Source organism: Paenibacillus sp. FSL H3-0302, assembly GCF_037982245.1.
Taxonomy (GTDB): Bacteria; Bacillota; Bacilli; order Paenibacillales; family Paenibacillaceae; genus Paenibacillus_AQ; species Paenibacillus_AQ odorifer.
On record NZ_CP150284.1, the window covers coordinates 401,328 to 419,528 of the forward strand.

Here is an 18,201-nt window from a genome sequence, read left to right on the forward strand (position 1 = left end):
TATTCGACAATAAGCTCAGGTTTCCTCTTGATGGCTTTCTTGGAAGCGGGAGATCAACAAGCATCTTTATAAGGGGAGATTGCCTGGCCCGGGGAATGATTGATCGAAAAGGAATACTATAGAAAGTATTTCCTTTAATTAACTCTGCTGATATAATGTTAGAATACATAACATCAATCGAGTGGAGTGGAAGTAAAGATGCAGATCCGTCGAAACCAGATTTTCGTAGTCGTCCTGTTGCTTCTTGTCAGTGTGTACAGCTTATTGATTGATATGCTCTGGATGCATAAGCTGGTGATTATTCTGCTTATGGGTTCTCTAGGATGGTTCTCGCTGAATACATCCCGCTACGGTTATCGCAAAGAAGCGCTGCTGAAGGAGTCACAGAACAAAGTGGAGCTTCTTGGCAATGAGATTGTAGTTACCTCGGATCGGCTGCATGGTGCGCTTGAAGAAATCAGCCGCCATACAGAGCAGCTGCAGCAGACAGCAGATTATTCACACGCGTATGAAACGGATTTAAGGATTCGCAGCAATGAAGCTAAAGCCAATATTGAAGGGGCCTATCAGACGATGGGCGGTGTAGCCTCAGTTACAGCACATATCGAAGAATTGACGGAAAAACTAGGCTCGAATATGCAATATGCTCGGCAAGGAATGACAGCAATGGTAGATTCCCTGAGCATTGCAGATGTGGTGATGAAGGATCTGCAAACACAGAGTGGGGACATGTTAGCTAAGTTTACTACCCTGAGTAATCATATTGCGATGGTAGAGGAGATCAATACATTGATTAACTCCATTGTGAATGAGACCTCGTTGCTCGCGCTGAATGCTTCTATTGAAGCGGCCCGGGCCGGTGAACAGGGCCGCGGATTTGCAGTAGTGGCCAGCCGGATTCGGCAGCTGGCTGATCAAAGCAAGAGCTCGGTAGACCGCTCCTCAGGCATCTTGCTTGACATTAATAATGGAGTACAGCAGGTGCTGGAATCCGTTACGAAAGAGCAAGTCTCAGTGGAGCGTGGGGTGAACGAGGTCGGCACGGTTAAGCTTCGACTCGATGATATCGCGTCGAGAGTAGATGAAGTAGGCAGCGCCGTGACGGAAACAATCGATGCTGCCGCGAAGCAGGGCAAGCTGATTGTAGAAGTGACAACGGAGCTGAGCGGTGCGGTGGCTATCGTGAATGAGACGATTGCCAATGTAGACCTTACGCTGGAGCAGGTGACACGGCAGCGGAACCAAATTGGGCAGCTGAACGAAGTCAGCGCCAATCTGTTAGCGGAGTCGCAATCCTTGCAGCAATCGGTTACTAGCATTGCGGGCAGAGCGGAAATTGAGATGAGCCAATATGCAGCCCGGCTTCAGGAAATGCAGAGTCTCTTGGAGACGATTTCCGCCAAGGAAGAACTTTACGCTCCAGATACTGAAGTTCATCAAGGTATTTTGAACGCTTACATTAAGAAAATTCCAGATGTACAAGCCATTTGGTCCAATCGGACGGATGGAACCTTTATCTACTCCGAGCCAGCGGCTGGCCTGTTGAATGCTAAGCGGCGTGATTGGTGGAATGGGGCCGTGAATGAGGGTGAATATGTCTCTAAACCTTATGTATCCGCGATTACGAAACGTTCTTGTATTACATTATCTAGAGCAATCCGGAATCGTCAGGGAGATGTAGTAGGCGTGGTTGGTATTGATTTAGCGGTGTAATAAAACAACAGCAGCAAGCCCTTCTGTAGCAGAGGCTTGCTGTCTTTTTTATTCCGATGCTAACACAACTTAGCTTTAGGTAGCGCTGACCTGCAATTGCTTCCACGTTGCCTGCCAGTTTTTTTGTGCAATTCGTTTTTCATAAATAGGGAGTAAGTTCGGATTATTGTTGAAATGAGGGGTAGCCCGTAACACTACATTAATAACATCTGCAATCCCATGCGGAGCGGTTAGGATAACCTTACCGTATTCATCTAAGGAAAGCCCAAGCGCTGTAGCTGTTTCCGGAAACTTGGAGATGGCATCTACAGATGACGTATAGGGCGCAAGGTTGTTAATGGTATGCATTCTTGCTTCATTCTTAACGGACCATGGCACATGGGGATTTAAATTTCTTAGTTTTGCCTCCCATTGCTTTTCCACTTCCTCATGAAGATTGCTGCCGTCATAATAAATAACATCAATATCTGGCAAAGGGGTCCGCTCTTCAAAGCCATGTAAGGTATCCCAGATTTTTGAACGTACAAACCCAGCACAAACCCACCAGTCAGGTAACTGTAGCGATCTGGCATTTTCTAAAATATCCATCATCCAGGGGTCATTATGTACAAGCTGAATGATATCTGCCTCGTGTTCTATCTTGTGCAAACTGCCACCTCCGAATATTCATGCTTCCAATCTGTTAATATCATACAACAAGAGTTTCAATAGAGGTATAAAGGGACAGGCTGAATGGACAGAGGCATGAACTATCTTTATAATGAATCGACATCGAGACCTTTGGAGGCGGTGACCGTGCAATATACGTTTACTATATTACTGCAATTGTTGGAAAGAGCTGCGTTATTGCTGATGTGTCTGTTTGTATTGACTCGTCTGCCGCGGTTTAAAGAGGTTTTTCAAAAAGGGAGTTACGCTCCGCAAGAGCTTGCTATTGCGACGATGATCTTCAGCTTATTTGCCATTTTCGGCACTTATAGCGGGATTAATGTGGAAGGTTCGCTTGTGAATGTGCGAATTATCGCCATCGTATCTGGCGGGATTTTGTTCGGGCCATGGGTTGGACTTATAACAGGCATCATCTCAGGGGTTCACCGTTTTCTGATTGATATCGGAGGGGTAACCTCTCTTCCTTGTCTGATTACGAGTATCACCGCAGGCATAGTGTCTGGGATAATCTATCGCCGCACCTCTGGTGAACGTCGCTGGATAGCAGGGATTTTGGCGGGAATGGCCTGTGAGGCACTGACGATGCTGCTCATTCTAGCGATGGCTCAGCCGATGTCGCTGGGTGTGGATATCGTGTCCAAGATCGCTTTTCCGATGATTATGAGCCAGATTAGTGTCGGCCTGATTGTTGTGCTAGTGCAGAGCGTGGAAGGTGAGAAGGAACGGATCGCGGCTAAGCAGTCCAAGCTGGCGCTTGATATTGCCAATAAGACCTTGCCGTATTTTCGCAATATTAATCAGGAGTCGCTGCACACCATCTGCCAGATCATCAAAGAGGATATCGGTGCAGACGCTGTAGCGATTACGGATACTCGGTTTATTCGTGCCTATGTTGGCGTGGGTGAGGAGGATTATGAGACAACTAACGATATTATCAGTGAGGAAACTAAAGTAACGTTGTCCAGTGGTGAAATTACCATCCGTAACGATGATAGTGATTACGTGAATCCGCAGATCAAGTCGCTGATCATTATTCCTTTGAAGGAAAAGGGTGAGGTGACGGGAGCGCTCAAAATCTATTACACCAAAGCCCACAAGATTACCTATTCGCTTCAAGCTATGGCCGTGGGTCTGTCACAAATGATCTCTACCTTGATGGAAGTGTCGCGGGTGGAAGGCATTAAGGAAATGGCGAACAAAGCGGAGCTGAAGGCACTGCAGACCAGCATTAACCCGCATTTTTTGTTCAATGCACTGAATGCGATTGCGTCCTCGATTCGAATTAATCCGGATAAGGCACGCGAGCTGATTGTGAATCTGTCCGGTTATATGAGATACAATCTGGAGCTTACCGATGAATTCATTGATATCAAACGAGAGCTACAGCAGGTCCAGCAATACGTAGAGATCGAAAAGGCGCGTTTTGGAAGCCGGCTTAACGTGCTTTATGATATTGATGAGGTTCAGGTTCGAATTCCGAGTCTGATCATTCAGCCGCTTGTAGAAAATGCGATTATACATGGCATACTGAAGGTAAGAGGGACAGGAACAGTAACGATTTCTGTAAAAGACCACGGGGATACCGTACGGGTGGGCATTCGCGATACCGGAGCTGGCATCAGCGAGGAAACGATAGAGAAGGTCTATACTGGCGATATGCCGGAGAATAAAATCGGACTGTTTAATGTACACCAACGGGTAAAGCTGATCTATGGGACTGGACTTACCATTCAGAGATTGGATAAAGGGACGAACATCTTTTTTGATGTTAAAAAGGAGGAACAATGAGAGCGATCATTGTAGAGGATGAAGAGCTGGCAAGACAGGAGCTGGCTTATTTAATAGAGACGCACAGCGGGATTGATATAACGGCACAGTTTGAAGATGGGCTGGACGCGCTTAAATTTTTGCAGAGTGATACGATAGATGTGATTTTTCTGGATATTAATATTCCCTCCATCGACGGAGTGCTGTTGGCACAAAATATCAGTAGATTCTCGGTAAAACCCTACATAGTGTTCATCACTGCGTATAAGGAGCATGCCGCTGAGGCGTTTGAGATTGAAGCTTTTGACTATATTCTTAAGCCTTATAGCGAGGTACGCATCAAAGCCATGCTGCACAAGCTGGAGAATGCGTTTGCCAGCCGTGGACGACAGGGGGAAGAAGAGCGTAATCCGGTCAGTGACAAGGTTAATCTGTGGAAAAATGAAAAGATTATCGTAGTGAATGCCGACGATATTTATTACGCCTCCGCGCAGGAAAAAAGTACAAGTGTGATGACTAAAGGTGAGGAATACAGCATGGCACTTAGTATTAGCGATTTCTTTCAGCGGCTGCCGCAGGATCGTTTTTTTCGCTGCCATCGTTCCTATATTGTTAACCTGTCCAAGATCAAGGAAATCATCCCGTGGTTCAACAATACGTATTTGCTGCGCCTGCATGATTTAGGTTTTGAAGTGCCGGTAAGTCGTAGTAAGGTAAAGGAATTCAGGCAGATTATGCGCTTATAAATGCAATTCATTCTTCATTTCCGTCATCTCATGCCGGATTTCTCTCAACATCGGCTGGTTTAGCTACAATAAAGAGGCGATAGAAGCTCTTGTAGCAGACAACGAGAGAGAAAGAAGGAAAAGACCATGACTACGACAATGGACAGCAAAAGCACCAAACGGTGGCTAATCGTATTAGGTACAGTAATTATGCAAATGGGCCTAGGTACCATCTATACATGGAGTTTATTTAATGCGCATCTGGTAACAAAATTTGGCTGGGAGCTTAACTCCGTTTCGATTACTTTTTCTATAACGAGCTTTGCACTCGCTTTCGCGACTTTGTTCGCAGGGAAGCTGCAGGATCGTTTCGGGCTTCGCCGTTTGACTGCTACTGCTGGGATTGTGCTCGGACTAGGATTGATTCTTAGCTCTCAAGCCAATTCACTCTTCATGTTCTATTTATTGGTTGGGGTGATCGTTGGTTTTGCGGATGGGACAGCTTATATCACTTCATTATCTAATTTAATTAAATGGTTTCCGAATAATAAAGGTTTAATCTCCGGCGTGTCCGTTGGTGCTTATGGAACGGGGAGTTTGATCTTTAAATATATTAACGGCGGGTTGATTGACTCAGTGGGTGTGTCTAATACATTTATGTATTGGGGTTTGATTGTTATGGGCATGATTGTAATCGGTTCCTTGCTCGTAAGAGAAGCTCCGGTTCAAGCGGCCCCAGCACCAGCGGGTTCAACGACAGCTACAGTAATGAGTTCACCGAAAGACTATACGGTCAAAGAAATGCTGCGGACAAAAGAAGCTTATCTGCTATTTATCATCTTTTTCACCGCTTGTATGTGTGGTCTGTATTTGATCGGTATTGTAAAAGATATCGGCGTGCAGCTGGCGGGACTTGATGTACAGACAGCAGCTAGTGCGGTGGCTATGATTGCGATCTTTAATACAGCGGGACGTTTAATTCTGGGTGCTTTATCTGACAAAATGAGTCGCTTGAAGCTGGTAGGCGCATCGCTTGCTGTAACTGCGGCGGCTATGCTGACCCTCAGCTACGCGACCCTGAATTTCGGACTTTTCTTCACTTGTGTAGCAGCCATTGCGTTCTGCTTTGGCGGGAATATCACGGTGTTCCCCGCCATTGTCAGCGACTTCTTCGGACTGAAAAATCACAGTAAGAACTACGGAATTGTTTACCAAGGTTTTGGTATTGGTGCCCTTTCCGGTTCGTTTATCGCCGTCTTCCTAGGCGGATTTAAACCAACCTTTGTTATCTTTGGCCTCTTGTGCCTGCTGGCCTGCATCATCGCGATTTCTCTGAAACCGCCAGTGGCGAAGTCGAAAGAGAAAAAAGCGCTGCGTCTCAAAGCAACGGAACGTACGGCTTAAGATGTAATTGAAGCTAGACCAGGCAGCGATTCTCCCGTTAGTGGAGAATCGCTGCCTGTTTTTTTTGATTTGTGGTGGCTTGCTGAGCTGAGACTTGTTTGGGCGGATTATCTTCAATTGGGAGAAGGAGTTTTGCTGGGATCTGAGAAGTAACTGCATTCTGTGCAACTATTCCGTATGAAATAGTGAATCTTCGGATTTTAGCTGTATTCTGTACAACTAAAAACTCGAGATGTAGCTTATAGGCGAAAAAACCAAGGAAATAGTTGCACCAAATACAGCTATATCTAATGGTGGCGTGATGCGTGAAAAAATAGTTGTATGAAATACAGTTAAACGTGACTACCCTTGCACCAGCACCAGCACCAGCACCAGCACCAGCACCAGCACCAGCACCAGCACCAGCACCAGCACCAGCCCAAGCCCCAGCCCCAGCCCCAGCACCAGCCCCAGCCCCAGCCCCAGCCCCAGCCCCTACATCACTACGAGCACCTACACCAGTACCTGCATCTATCCCAACATGTGTGTGATTGCACCATCGCTTTTGCTATCCCTTTCCCTTCGGCTCTCTTTTGCGTCTAAACATTGCCTCTGTTACTGCTCAATATAGTTACTTAGAGGGTAGATAGATTTGTCGGACGCACAGCGGATTTTTTGTAACTAGGTAAGCAAGTACATCAATAGGAAAATGTGGTCGAAGCAGTGTTGGATATGACCTGATTCTTGCGGAACTCGGATGGGGACATCCCGCTAAATTTATTGAATATGCGGTTGAACTGGGAGAAGCTGTTGAATCCGGATTGCCCGGCGATCTCGGAAATCTTCAGGCGGGTGTAGATCAGCAATTGCTGGGCATTACGGACCCGGGTCATCTGAATATATTCTGTCAGCGTGGAGCCGGTAATTAACTTAAATTGGTGTGATAAGTAATAGGAGCTGATAGAGAACTCTTTAGCGAGGAAATCAAGGGACAACTCGCTGTTGTAATGGCTATGGATGTATGCGGTGATCGAGTAGATTTTTTGCATAATGGCATTTCCAATCTCCTCTGGGACATAGCTGTTCTGGTCTCTACGCTGGTATAAAGCACAGAGGAACTGTTGGAAAAGGCTGTGAATCAGTACTGGATTTAACGGTGAAGTGCTGTGTGATAAGGTGAAGATAGCGTTAAGAGGATCAAATACGGCTTTGCGCAACTCTTTTGGCAAACGGTAGATCGGTATTTCTTCCCAAAATGAGAGAAACATACTTTTGTAAGCGTTCTCTAAACCGGGTATATCCTTGGGCATGGCGAAGTTTATGATCAGCCGCTTAAACGGCGGCCCTTCCGGATATTGTGTCTTATGCAACCGATAAGGACGCAGGAGCACGATGTCATACTGCTGGAGGGCGCAGACATTCCCATCGATAATATGAGTGGCTCGGGAATCCATTAAGATATGAATCTCGTAAAAATCATGAAAATGCTGAAACTCCATATTGATATCGTGAGAACGCTGGTCATAATCAAAATAATAAAAAAGGGGGTCAACGGGCGTGTTGATACGTACGCTATACCCTTGTTCGTACAGTAAGTCGCTTTCAAGCAAATGCTCTCACCGCCTTATTCTGTAATATGCACTTATTATAGGTTCAGAAAAGCAAGATTTGCAATATATGAGGGTTATTACAGCAAATATAAAGTAGTTTTTGTATGGAATGGTTTGATATATTACGGGTGAATGGAACTACCCAACATGAGGGAAGACCCAAAATAGCAGGCGAAGGGGCGGGAAACAGATGAACAACAGCCGGATTAGTAAAGTTGAGATCATTGAAAAGCTGAACCGCGTGACGGATAAGCTGCTGAAGCTGGAGCGGCCGGAAAACGAAGCCGAACTGCAAAATTTAGGGGAGAATGCGGGACGACGGGGGTATTTTGCTCGTGATTTTGGCATGGAGGAATGGGATTGGCCGCAGGGAGTGGGGCTTTACGGACTTCAAAAGCTTGAGCAGCATTTCAAGGATGAGCGTTATCAAGAATATGCCAAGCTTTGGATGAGCAAGCAACTGGGCAAGGGACTGCCGAGCCGGAATATCAATACAACAGCGCCGTTGCTGTCATTAATGGAACTGAAGGAAGCGGAGGAATTAAGCCTGGAATGGGTGCAGTGGTTGATGCATGACCTGCCGCGGACGGAGGAGTCTGGTTATCAGCATGTCACAACAGGAGCGAGCAAGGATGAAGTTACGCTCAATGATAATGAAATCTGGATTGATACGTTATTTATGGCTATTTTGTTCACGGCAAAAATGGGTGTGAAATACGATAATTCCGCATGGCGGCAAGCGTCGCTTTACCAACTGTTGCTGCATATCAAATACCTGTATGATAAAAAGACGGGGCTGTTTTTTCATGGCTGGCATTTTGGCGGCCGGCATAATTTCAGTGGAGCCTTCTGGTGCCGGGGCAATAGCTGGTTTACACTCGGTCTGCCAGAATACCTGGAGTTGATGGGGCCGTATCTGGACAGTGGAGTGTTTGAATATCTTCAACAGATCCTGAACGCACAGGCAACAGCTTTATTAGCCTGCCAGAGCGGAGACGGATTATGGCATACGCTGCTGGACGACTCTAGCAGTTATACTGAAACGTCAGGCTCAGCAGCTATCGCAGCGGGTATTTTGCATAGCGTACGCAGGGGGTTGTTGCCGGAATCGTATGCAAATCATGCCCTGAAAGCGATCCGGGCGGTGCTGGACAGAATTGACGATGAAGGCACGGTGCTTGGTGTATCCGGCGGCACTCCGATTGGTGCTGCAAAAGAAGATTATAAGGAAATCATTATTGCCCCTATGGCCTACGGACAGGCCATGGTTTTAGTCGCACTAGGTGAAGCGTTACATTACTGTTGAGGAGGAGTAGATAGCTAAGGAGAGAGTTAAAAAAGCTGGAGAAATATTTGCTTGTAACTTCACTTGTGCTTGGAGTATACTATTTTCGGGATGGTTAAGCGCTTACCTCAAAGGAGGATAAGCAAACATGGTAAATCCGATCGTAGTTGGCATTATTGGGGCAGGCAGAATTGGCCGGCTTCATGCAGATAATCTGCGTGTGATGCCGTCGTTTAAGTTGAAATCCATTGCGGAGGCTGTGGTAAGTGAGGAATTGCTGGTCTGGGCAGAGAGCCGGAATCTTGGCTCTGCATTTGTGAATGGGCAAGACATTCTGAATGACCCTGAAATCGAGGCTGTGTTTATCTGCACACCTACGGATACCCACGCCTCTTGGATTGAGCTAGCAGCCCGGGCTGGAAAACATATTTTCTGTGAAAAGCCGATCAGCCTGTCGTCAGAGTTTACCCACCAGGCACTGAAGATAGTGGAGGATGAGGGTGTATTGCTACAGGTCGGCTTCAACCGGCGAATGGACCCTAGCTTCCGCAAACTTAAGCAACTGGTTCAATCAGGAGAGCTAGGCAGTCCACATATTGTGAAGATCACATCACGTGATCCGCAGCCTCCGGGTGAGGCTTATGTGCGGTCTTCCGGCGGGATGTTTATGGATATGACGATTCACGATTTTGATATGGCCCGTTATCTGATGGGTGAGGAAGTAACAGAAGTTTATACCCGAGGTGCCAATCTCGTTGATCCGATGTTTGGGCGCTGCGATGATGTGGATACAGCTGTCATCACGCTGACCTTTGCCAGTGGCGCAATCTGCGTCATTGATAACAGCCGTAAGGCTGTATATGGTTATGATCAACGCGTGGAGGTGTTCGGTTCCTGCGGCTCAGCCACCGCCGACAACTGCCGTCCAACAACTGTAGAGGTTTCAACCGCTGCTTCGGTCACACGCGATCAGCCGCTTCATTTCTTTCTCGAGCGGTATAACCAGGCTTTCGTAGAAGAGGTTGCCGCGTTTGCCCGGGCAATCCGCCTGCAGGAGCCTATCATTTGCAGCGGGCCTGACGGGCAACAGGCGGAACGGATTGCCGAAGCTGCTAAGGAATCCTATCTTACCGGGCTTCCGGTCAAGTTGTCTTCTTGTGCCGGAGAGAGAATATCGGCGACACAAGCTTTGTAAGCGGATGCAGATGCTGAAGATGGGGGAGGTCTGTGAAGATGTCCAATCTAATCATAAAAGCCGGAGCACCCGGCAAAGATGGACTTGTAGCGGCAGTTAGCAAGGAGAGCGCTGGATGGGAGTATGTAGGTTTTGAAGTGTACCAGCTGCAGGTTGGGGATACGCTGAGCCGCAGCGCGGAAGGGAATGAAATCTGTCTGGTGCTGCTGGCGGGCAAGGCGGATGTGAGAGCAGGCGCCCAGTTGTTCGCCGGGATCGGTGAACGTATGTCTGTATTTGAGGATTTGCCGCCGTATGCGGTGTATATTCCGGCGGGAGGGCATTATGAAGTTACGGCCTTGACGGAGCTGGAACTTGCGGTTTGCCTTGCACCAGGAACGGGTAAATATGCGCCGCGTTTGATCGCTCCGTGCGATACTGTGGCCGAAGCCCGCGGTTCTGGCAGTATGTCACGGCGAGTGGTCAACATTTTGCCTGAGCAGAGTGAAGCCGAGAGCCTGCTGGTCGTGGAAGTACGTACGGGTGGCGGCAATTGGTCCAGCTATCCTCCGCACAAGCATGACTGTGACAATCTACCTGCTGAGTCTTACCTGGAAGAGACATACTACCACCGGGTTAACCCGGCTCATGGTTTTGTAGTGCAGCGGGTGTATAATGACGATCGCAGCCTTGATGAGACGATGGCCGTGTCTGACCGCAGTATTGTATTGGTTCCGGAGGGCTATCATCCTGTATCGGCTCCGCCGGGTTATGATTCTTATTATCTCAATGTGATGGCAGGTCCGGTCCGCACATGGGTTTTTCATAATGATCCGGAACATGAATGGCTGTTCGAGATGCAGCAACACCAGAAGGATAAGAAGAAATAGTGTAGCAGCACGCACGAAAAGGGGGCTTCCGCAAGGCGGAGGCTCCTTCTTTGTGTCGATGTATTGACCAAATGATCGCCACAGTAAGAGAGTCTCTTGCACCGCTGAATAGACACTGTCAGAAGAGTTCCTTATAATCTAGGTATAGGATTGTACGAACGTAAAGGCGGGCTCACTAACGATGAAACCTACGATATATGATGTGGCACGGGAAGCGGGAGTCTCCATCGCTACGGTGTCCAAGGTGTTGAACAAGAACGGGAGAATTAGCGATAAGACACGGGAGAAGGTTCATCGGATCATGGAGGAGCTGAATTACCAGCCGAGTCTGGTGGCCTCTGCGCTGACGAGTCGCCGAACGGGAACGATTGGGCTGATGATTCCCGATATTTCCAACCCTTTTTTTGCTGAGGCGGCCCGAGGTATTGAGGATTATGCTCAGGAGCAGGGAAGCGACTTGATTGTATGCAGTACTGACCGGGATGATGAGAAGGCGGCCCGGTATATCTCACTGCTCCTGCGTAAACGGGTGGACGGTATAATCATTGCTTCTCATACAGGGAATCCAGATATGGTCCGCCGCCTGCTGGCTGATCACGTACCGCTTGTGTTATTTTCGGCTGATATCCGGATGATGGAGAGCAACAGCGTCACGGTGGATGACTATAAGGGAGGCTATCAGGCGACAGAATATCTGTTGTCCCTGGGCCATCGCAGGCTCGGCATTATCTCTGACAATTTACCGGGGAGTAAGCTGCGCGTGGAAGGCTTTATGGATGCGCTCAAGGCAGCGGGTGTTGGCTTTGACAATCCGGCTAATCTCACGCATACCTCAGCCACACTGGAGAACGGCCGCAAAGCGGCTGCGGCGATGCTGGTTCAGGCGCAGGAAGACCGGCCGACCGCCATATTCGCCTGCAACGATCTGCTCGCGATTGGGATATTGAAGGAGGCGCGCAGCGCAGGCTTGTCAATACCCCGTGATCTGTCCGTGGTGGGTTTTGACAATACAATGCTGGCTGAAATTTGCCATCCCACCTTGACCAGCATTGCTCAGCCTCTGCGTGAGATGACGGAACAGGCGATGATTCTGCTGAACGAATCTATCGACAATCCCGATAGTCCTAAGCGCAAGATGATGCTGATGCCGGAACTGATAGTCCGCCATTCCACCGGACCGGCACCGCATTAGGAAGACACAAACTCTACAAACGGAGTAAGAACGCCGACTCCTATCTGAAGACCTGTACCTCGCTTAGCGGCGAGGTACAGGTCTTTTCTTTGTTTTTTTCTGATACATGGGTTCAGATCCCAACTTCGTTTAAGTTCAGGATTGCCAAACTCCAATTTCTAAACTATACTAATGGAAATTAGGTTAAGCGCTTAACCCATTCCCCGATGATTGTTGTATCTCATTAATCCATTTTACTGAAGTTTTCTCAAGGAGGCCTCATAATGAACGGTTTACAGTTCGATCCTGCACGACCGCTGGATTTAATCGCTGTCGGTCGGCTCTGTATTGACTTGAACGCTAATGAAACCGGAAGACCAATGGAAGAGACACTGACCTTTACCAAATATGTCGGCGGCTCTCCCGCCAATATCGTAATTGGGGCAGCGCGGCTAGGGATGCGCACTGGCTTTATCGGTAAGATTTCCGATGATCAGATGGGCCGTTTTATCCGAACTTATCTGCAACGGAATGGCATTGACGATAGCCAGGTGCGCGTTGACCAGACCGGTGCAGTGACTGGGCTTGCTTTTACTGAAATAAAGAGTCCTCAGGAGTGCAGCATTCTGATGTACCGGGATCATGTGGCTGATTTGCTGCTGAGTACGGAGGAGATCTCGGAAGAGTATATTCGGAAGTCCAAGGCACTGCTGATCTCAGGTACTGCACTGGCACAAAGTCCGTCCCGTGAGGCTGTGTTTGTCGCTTTGGAGTTCGCCCGCAAGCACAATGTTACTGTATTTTTTGATCTGGATTATCGCCCCTATACTTGGAAGTCAGCCGCAGAAACAGCGGTCTATTATAATCTGGCAGCTGAGAAATGCGATTGTATCATTGGTACCCGTGAGGAATTTAATATGATGGAGAGCCTGTACAATGTGACAGGTGCAGATGACGAAGCAACAGTTAACCGCTGGTTCTCGCACCAAGCAAAGCTGGTCGTTATCAAGCATGGCGGGAGTGGTTCAATCTCCTACACGGCGGATGGGCAGAAGCATCGGAGTGGTATTTTTCCCGCTAAAGTATTGAAGACATTTGGAGCCGGAGATTCTTACGCCTCAGCCTTCATTCACAGTCTAATGCGGGGAGAAAGCGTCGGTGAGGCCATGCGCCGCGGCAGCGCGTCGGCATCCATTGTCATCTCCCGCCACAGCTGTTCGGATGCCATGCCAACCTTGGATGAATTGGAAGCGTTTTTATTGTCTAACGAGGAAATCACTTCAGGTGCAGAGTAAGTAGGCGGAGGTTGGAGAGATCACAACTCAAACAACTCCAGATCGAATAGCTATGCAAGATTAGATTAGATTACATTCGCGGGATCGCATTAATAGAGATGAAGGAGTGAGTAGAATGGCACAGCAAACCGTGCAAGTGCTGAACAACTATATTGACGGGCAGTGGGTTGAGGCGGCTGCGGAGAAGACAGAAACGGTATACAATCCAGCGTCTGGTGAGGAGATGGCAAGGGTTCCGCTGTCCAGCAGAGTCGATGTTGATCGGGCAGTGGCGGCGGCAAAGGCGGCTTTTGCAGGCTGGTCCAAGACACCGGTGCCGCGCAGAGCGCGGATCTTGTTCAAATATCAGCAGCTGCTGGTGGACCATTGGGATGAACTGGCGAAGACGATCACGCTGGAAAATGGAAAAAGCTTCAAAGAGGCCTACGGAGAGGTGCAGCGCGGCATTGAGTGTGTGGAATTTGCGGCAGGTGCGCCGACGCTGATGATGGGCCGGCAGCTGCCCGACATCGCGACAGGCATCGAGTCTGGGATGTATCGCTATCCCATCGGTGTAGTCGGCGGGATTACACCGTTTAATTTTCCGATGATGGTGCCTTGCTGGATGTTCCCGTTGGCCATCGCCTGTGGGAATACCTTTGTGCTGAAGCCCTCCGAACGCACACCGCTGCTGGCAGCGCGTTTGGTCGAATTGCTAGAGGAAGCCGGGCTTCCGAAAGGTGTGCTCAATCTGGTTAACGGTGCACATGAGGTGGTAAACGGCCTGCTGGAGCATCCTGATGTGAAGGCGATTTCCTTCGTTGGCTCACAGCCGGTGGCCGAATATGTCTACAAGAAGGGAACGGCGTGTTTGAAGCGGGTTCAGGCGCTTGCAGGGGCGAAAAATCATTCTATTGTGTTGGCAGACGCGAACCTTGAGGCTTCAGCAACACAGATTGTCAACGCAGCCTTCGGCTCTGCGGGAGAGCGCTGTATGGCTTGCTCCGTGGTAACGGTGCAGGAAGAGGTTGCTGATGAGCTGATCTCCATCCTCCTGCGTGAATGTGAGCAGATGACCATCGGCAATGGTTTGGACGACGACACGTTTCTTGGGCCGGTTATCCGCCAAAGTCATAAAGACAAAACGGTCGCTTATATTGAACAAGGCATGGCCGAGGGCGCTAAGTTGCTAAGAGACGGCCGGGCGGATGCTGCGGTGCAGGGACAGGGTTATTTTATCGGCCCAACGTTGTTTGATGGAGTGACCCGGGAAATGAAAATCTGGCAGGAGGAAATTTTCGCGCCTGTCCTGGCAGTGATCCGTGTCAAGGATGTAGAAGAGGCGATTGAAATTGCCAATACCTCTCGTTTTGCCAACGGGGCTTGTATTTTTACGAATGACGGCGGGAAAGTGCGCTATTTCCGGGAAAATACCGAGTCAGGCATGTTGGGTGTCAATGTTGGAGTGCCAGCCCCGATGGCCTTTTTCCCTTTCTCCGGCTGGAAGGATTCCTTCTATGGCGATCTGCATGCGAATGGAAGCGACGGGGTTGAATTTTATACACGCAAAAAAGTCGTCACTGCCCGCTGGCAGTAACAAAAACGGCGAAAGGGAGGTTTCACGTGGATACGATTAGATTAACGACGGCGCAGGCGCTGGTGAAATTTCTGAACCAGCAATATGTGAACTTTGGCAATGGACCGGAGCGTTTTGTACACGGTATATTCACCGTTTTCGGCCATGGCAATGTACTTGGACTGGGGCAGGCACTTCAGGAAGCGCCGGGTGAGATGACGGTCTATCAGGGGAGGAATGAGCAAGGAATGGTGCATGCGGCGACTGCCTTTGCCAAGCAGAGCCGCAGACGGCGAATCATGGCCTGCACCGCTTCGGTAGGACCGGGTTCAGCTAATATGCTGACAGCCGCTGCCACTGCGACGGCGAATCAGATTCCCGTGCTGCTGCTCCCCGGCGATACCTTTGCCACCCGTCAACCGGATCCGGTACTTCAGCAAATGGAGCATACCTACAATCTGTCGATAACGGTCAACGATGCCTTCAAAGCGGTGAGCAAATATTGGGACCGGATTTATCGGCCAGAGCAGCTGATGACAGCATTGCTGAACGCGATGCGTGTGCTGACTGATCAGGCAGATACCGGGGCAGTCACGATTGCGCTGCCGCAGGATGTGCAAGGGGAGGCCTGGGACTATCCACTTGAGTTCTTCCGCAAGCGCATCCATCGGATCGTTTCCCGTACTCCGCATCCGGATGAGCTTGCTGCAGCAGCTGATCTTATTGCTAGCAAACAGCGACCTCTGCTGGTCTGTGGGGGTGGAGTCCGATATGCGGATGCAGGGACGGAATTACGTGCGTTTGCGGAGAAGTTCGCCATCCCATTCGGTGAGACACAAGCCGGAAAAAGTGCCGTGGCAAGCGACTGTGCCTACAATCTCGGTGGCATAGGAGTTACCGGGAATGGCTGTGCTAATACGTTGGCCGCAGAAGCGGATCTGGTGATCGGTGTGGGTACCCGGTTTACGGACTTCACGACAGGTTCGAAGAGTTTGTTCGCCCATCCCGAGGTGGAGTTCCTGACAATTAACGCTTCCCTTTACCATGCCTCCAAGCTGGATGCACTGGCTGTGGTCTGTGATGCTGCCGAAGGTCTTATTGCGCTGTCTGCTACGTTGGAGGAGCGCGGTTACCGCACCGCTTATACAGATGAAATTGTAGTGGCAAAAAAGGCATGGGAAGTGGAAAGAAAGCGTCTATCTGACGTGGAGTATACGGTGAATCAGGAGGCAGATCGTCCAGATCGTTCTTCAGTTTCCTTCGTGCCGGAAGTTGCCGGACATCTTGACGAGAAGCTATCTGAATATGCGACGAAGTTGAACACTTCGCTGGCGCAAACACAGGTACTCGGGATCCTCAATGAATATCTTCCGAAAGACGCCATTGTGATAGGGGCCGCAGGCAGCTTACCGGGCGACATGCAGCGGATGTGGAATTCCACTGTGCCGGATACTTACCATATGGAATATGGCTTTTCGTGTATGGGGTATGAAATCTCCGGTGCACTCGGTGTGAAATTGGCGGAGCCGGACCGGGAGGTATATGCATTGGTGGGCGATGGCAGCTATCAAATGCTGCATTCGGAACTAGTGACGAGCCTTCAGGAGAACAAGAAGATCAACGTCATTCTGCTGGATAACATGGGGTTCGGCTGCATCAACAACCTGCAGATGGAGCAAGGACTGGATAGCATGGCGACTGAATTCCGCTACCGGGGCCCGGAAGGTCAGCTGAGCGGCGAACTGATAGGCATAGATTATGCAGCAAGTGCCGCGGGATATGGAGTGAAGACCTTTCGTGCGTCAACGGTTGAGCAGCTGCGTGACGCTTTGAGGGAGGCTCAGCTGCAGGATCGTTCCACCCTAATTGACATTAAGGTGCTGCCCAAGACAATGACACATGGTTACGGAGCCTGGTGGAATGTTGGTGTTCCAGAAGTGTCCGGCAGTGAAGCCGTTCGGGCTGCCCACGAGCAGAAGCTTGAACAGCTTGGAAAGGCCCGCAGTTATTAGTATTAGTAATACTGTGAAACGGAAGGGGTAGAATCGATGATGTTCAAAGAACATGCGGTCAAGCTGGCGATTGCTCCTATCGCTTGGACTAATGATGATATGCCTGAACTGGGAAAAGACAATACCTTTGAACAGTGCATTAGCGAAATGGCGCTTGCCGGGTTTCAGGGAAGCGAGGTGGGCAACAAGTATCCACGCTCTCCGGAACGGCTGCACCGGGCACTTGAGCTTCGTGGACTTGAGATTGCCAGCGCTTGGTTCAGCGCATATCTGACTGTGCGGCCATATGAGGAGACAGTGGAGGCTTTTTGCGCGCATCGTGATTTTTTATATGAGATGGGTGCGAAGGTGATTGTCGTCTCAGAGCAAGGGCGGAGTATTCAGGGACAAATGGATACGCCGCTATTTGCTAATAAACCTGTATTCACAGAAGCGGAGTGGGCCGCACTTGCCGATGGACTGGGTGGGCTTGGCCGGCTGGCTGCTGAAAAAGGTATGGCGCTTGTATACCATCATCATATGGGGACAGGGGTGCAGACTGGGGCCGAAATTGCTAAGCTAATGGAGCTCACGGAACCGGAAGAGGTGTCTCTGCTGTTCGATACCGGGCATCTAGCCTTTGCGGGTGAGAATCCCTTAGAGGTACTGCGCATCCATTTACCTCGGATTAAACATGTCCATTTGAAGGATATACGTCCGGAGGTTGTTCAGCGTGTGCTGCGGGATCAGCTCAGTTTTCTCCAGGCTGTAAAAACGGGCGCATTCACCGTACCTGGCGATGGATGTATATCCTTTGCGGAGATTTTCAGCGAATTGGCAAGTTACTCTTATACGGGATGGTTTGTAGTGGAAGCGGAGCAGGATCCGGCACTTGCCGATCCGCTGGAATATGCGATCAAGGCGCGCCGTTATATCAGAGATCTGAGTGGTTTATAGGCCGAGGAGGGCTACA

General features: G+C 49.4%; 14 protein-coding genes. 12 read left to right on the forward strand and 2 right to left on the reverse strand.

Features of this window, described 5'->3' with window-relative positions; translation table 11 throughout:
- Positions 1-198 precede the first annotated feature (198 nt).
- Complete coding sequence (locus tag MHH50_RS01805; RefSeq protein ID WP_076185612.1) at positions 199-1,713, forward strand: methyl-accepting chemotaxis protein; 1,515 nt, start codon at positions 199-201, stop codon at positions 1,711-1,713.
- A 75-nt stretch (positions 1,714-1,788) separates the two neighbouring features.
- Here MHH50_RS01805 and MHH50_RS01810 read toward each other — a convergent pair whose 3' ends face one another.
- Positions 1,789-2,304, reverse strand: coding sequence for a nucleotidyltransferase family protein (locus MHH50_RS01810; protein WP_076124758.1), 516 nt, complete (start codon positions 2,302-2,304; stop codon positions 1,789-1,791).
- Between the two features lie 261 nt (positions 2,305-2,565).
- Between MHH50_RS01810 and MHH50_RS01815 the strand changes: the two genes are divergently transcribed.
- The 3 genes from MHH50_RS01815 (at position 2,566) to MHH50_RS01825 (ending at position 6,278) form a co-directional block, all read left to right on the forward strand.
- Positions 2,566-4,170: a sensor histidine kinase gene (locus tag MHH50_RS01815; RefSeq protein WP_339174374.1), complete on the forward strand. Its 1,605-nt coding sequence runs from the start codon at positions 2,566-2,568 to the stop codon at positions 4,168-4,170.
- Positions 4,167-4,895, forward strand: coding sequence for a LytTR family DNA-binding domain-containing protein (locus MHH50_RS01820; protein ID WP_076134814.1), 729 nt, complete (start codon positions 4,167-4,169; stop codon positions 4,893-4,895). The genes MHH50_RS01815 and MHH50_RS01820 overlap by 4 nt, the downstream gene beginning before the upstream one ends.
- Positions 4,896-5,021: 126 nt before the next feature.
- A complete protein-coding gene (locus MHH50_RS01825; RefSeq protein WP_139330079.1) occupies positions 5,022-6,278 on the forward strand; it encodes an OFA family MFS transporter in 1,257 nt (418 codons plus the stop codon).
- Positions 6,279-6,955: 677 nt separating this feature from the next.
- On the opposite strand, the gene MHH50_RS01830 is transcribed toward MHH50_RS01825, so the two are convergent.
- Positions 6,956-7,867 carry an AraC family transcriptional regulator gene (locus tag MHH50_RS01830; protein WP_340033886.1) on the reverse strand — a complete coding sequence of 304 codons (912 nt, stop codon included), beginning with the start codon at positions 7,865-7,867 and terminating at the stop codon, positions 6,956-6,958.
- Between the two features lie 190 nt (positions 7,868-8,057).
- Between MHH50_RS01830 and MHH50_RS01835 the strand changes: the two genes are divergently transcribed.
- The 8 genes from MHH50_RS01835 (at position 8,058) to iolE (ending at position 18,185) form a co-directional block, all read left to right on the forward strand.
- Entirely contained in the window at positions 8,058-9,173 is a 1,116-nt protein-coding gene (locus MHH50_RS01835; protein WP_076124674.1) for a glycoside hydrolase family 88 protein, read from the forward strand.
- Between the two features lie 127 nt (positions 9,174-9,300).
- Positions 9,301-10,347 (forward strand): inositol 2-dehydrogenase, encoded by a 1,047-nt coding sequence (iolG, locus tag MHH50_RS01840; protein ID WP_076278932.1) that lies wholly within the window; start codon positions 9,301-9,303, stop codon positions 10,345-10,347.
- Between the two features lie 38 nt (positions 10,348-10,385).
- Positions 10,386-11,216, forward strand: coding sequence for a 5-deoxy-glucuronate isomerase (gene iolB, locus MHH50_RS01845; RefSeq protein ID WP_076219003.1), 831 nt, complete (start codon positions 10,386-10,388; stop codon positions 11,214-11,216).
- 181 nt (positions 11,217-11,397) lie between these two features.
- Positions 11,398-12,408 carry a LacI family DNA-binding transcriptional regulator gene (locus tag MHH50_RS01850; protein WP_076307956.1) on the forward strand — a complete coding sequence of 337 codons (1,011 nt, stop codon included), beginning with the start codon at positions 11,398-11,400 and terminating at the stop codon, positions 12,406-12,408.
- Between the two features lie 263 nt (positions 12,409-12,671).
- The gene (iolC, locus tag MHH50_RS01855; protein WP_076307955.1) at positions 12,672-13,682 is read left to right on the forward strand and encodes a 5-dehydro-2-deoxygluconokinase; all 1,011 of its coding nucleotides are present in this window, start codon (positions 12,672-12,674) and stop codon (positions 13,680-13,682) included.
- A 115-nt stretch (positions 13,683-13,797) separates the two neighbouring features.
- A complete protein-coding gene (locus MHH50_RS01860; protein WP_076307954.1) occupies positions 13,798-15,258 on the forward strand; it encodes a CoA-acylating methylmalonate-semialdehyde dehydrogenase in 1,461 nt (486 codons plus the stop codon).
- A 26-nt stretch (positions 15,259-15,284) separates the two neighbouring features.
- Positions 15,285-17,249: a 3D-(3,5/4)-trihydroxycyclohexane-1,2-dione acylhydrolase (decyclizing) gene (gene iolD / locus MHH50_RS01865; RefSeq protein WP_076307953.1), complete on the forward strand. Its 1,965-nt coding sequence runs from the start codon at positions 15,285-15,287 to the stop codon at positions 17,247-17,249.
- 39 nt (positions 17,250-17,288) lie between these two features.
- Positions 17,289-18,185 (forward strand): myo-inosose-2 dehydratase, encoded by an 897-nt coding sequence (gene iolE / locus MHH50_RS01870; RefSeq protein ID WP_076307985.1) that lies wholly within the window; start codon positions 17,289-17,291, stop codon positions 18,183-18,185.
- The last annotated feature ends 16 nt before the right edge of the window (positions 18,186-18,201 follow it).

Bases quoted from the DNA above. Each gene is read 5' to 3' on its own strand.
- MHH50_RS01805 (WP_076185612.1), top strand. From the start codon at position 199: ATGCAGATCCGTCGAAACCAGATTTTCGTAGTCGTCCTGTTGCTTCTT.
- MHH50_RS01810 (WP_076124758.1), bottom strand. From the start codon at position 2,304: ATGATGGATATTTTAGAAAATGCCAGATCGCTACAGTTACCTGACTGG.
- MHH50_RS01815 (WP_339174374.1), top strand. From the start codon at position 2,566: ATGTGTCTGTTTGTATTGACTCGTCTGCCGCGGTTTAAAGAGGTTTTT.
- MHH50_RS01820 (WP_076134814.1), top strand. From the start codon at position 4,167: ATGAGAGCGATCATTGTAGAGGATGAAGAGCTGGCAAGACAGGAGCTG.
- MHH50_RS01825 (WP_139330079.1), top strand. From the start codon at position 5,022: ATGACTACGACAATGGACAGCAAAAGCACCAAACGGTGGCTAATCGTA.
- MHH50_RS01835 (WP_076124674.1), top strand. From the start codon at position 8,058: ATGAACAACAGCCGGATTAGTAAAGTTGAGATCATTGAAAAGCTGAAC.
- iolG (WP_076278932.1), top strand. From the start codon at position 9,301: ATGGTAAATCCGATCGTAGTTGGCATTATTGGGGCAGGCAGAATTGGC.
- iolB (WP_076219003.1), top strand. From the start codon at position 10,386: ATGTCCAATCTAATCATAAAAGCCGGAGCACCCGGCAAAGATGGACTT.
- MHH50_RS01850 (WP_076307956.1), top strand. From the start codon at position 11,398: ATGAAACCTACGATATATGATGTGGCACGGGAAGCGGGAGTCTCCATC.
- iolC (WP_076307955.1), top strand. From the start codon at position 12,672: ATGAACGGTTTACAGTTCGATCCTGCACGACCGCTGGATTTAATCGCT.
- MHH50_RS01860 (WP_076307954.1), top strand. From the start codon at position 13,798: ATGGCACAGCAAACCGTGCAAGTGCTGAACAACTATATTGACGGGCAG.
- iolE (WP_076307985.1), top strand. From the start codon at position 17,289: ATGTTCAAAGAACATGCGGTCAAGCTGGCGATTGCTCCTATCGCTTGG.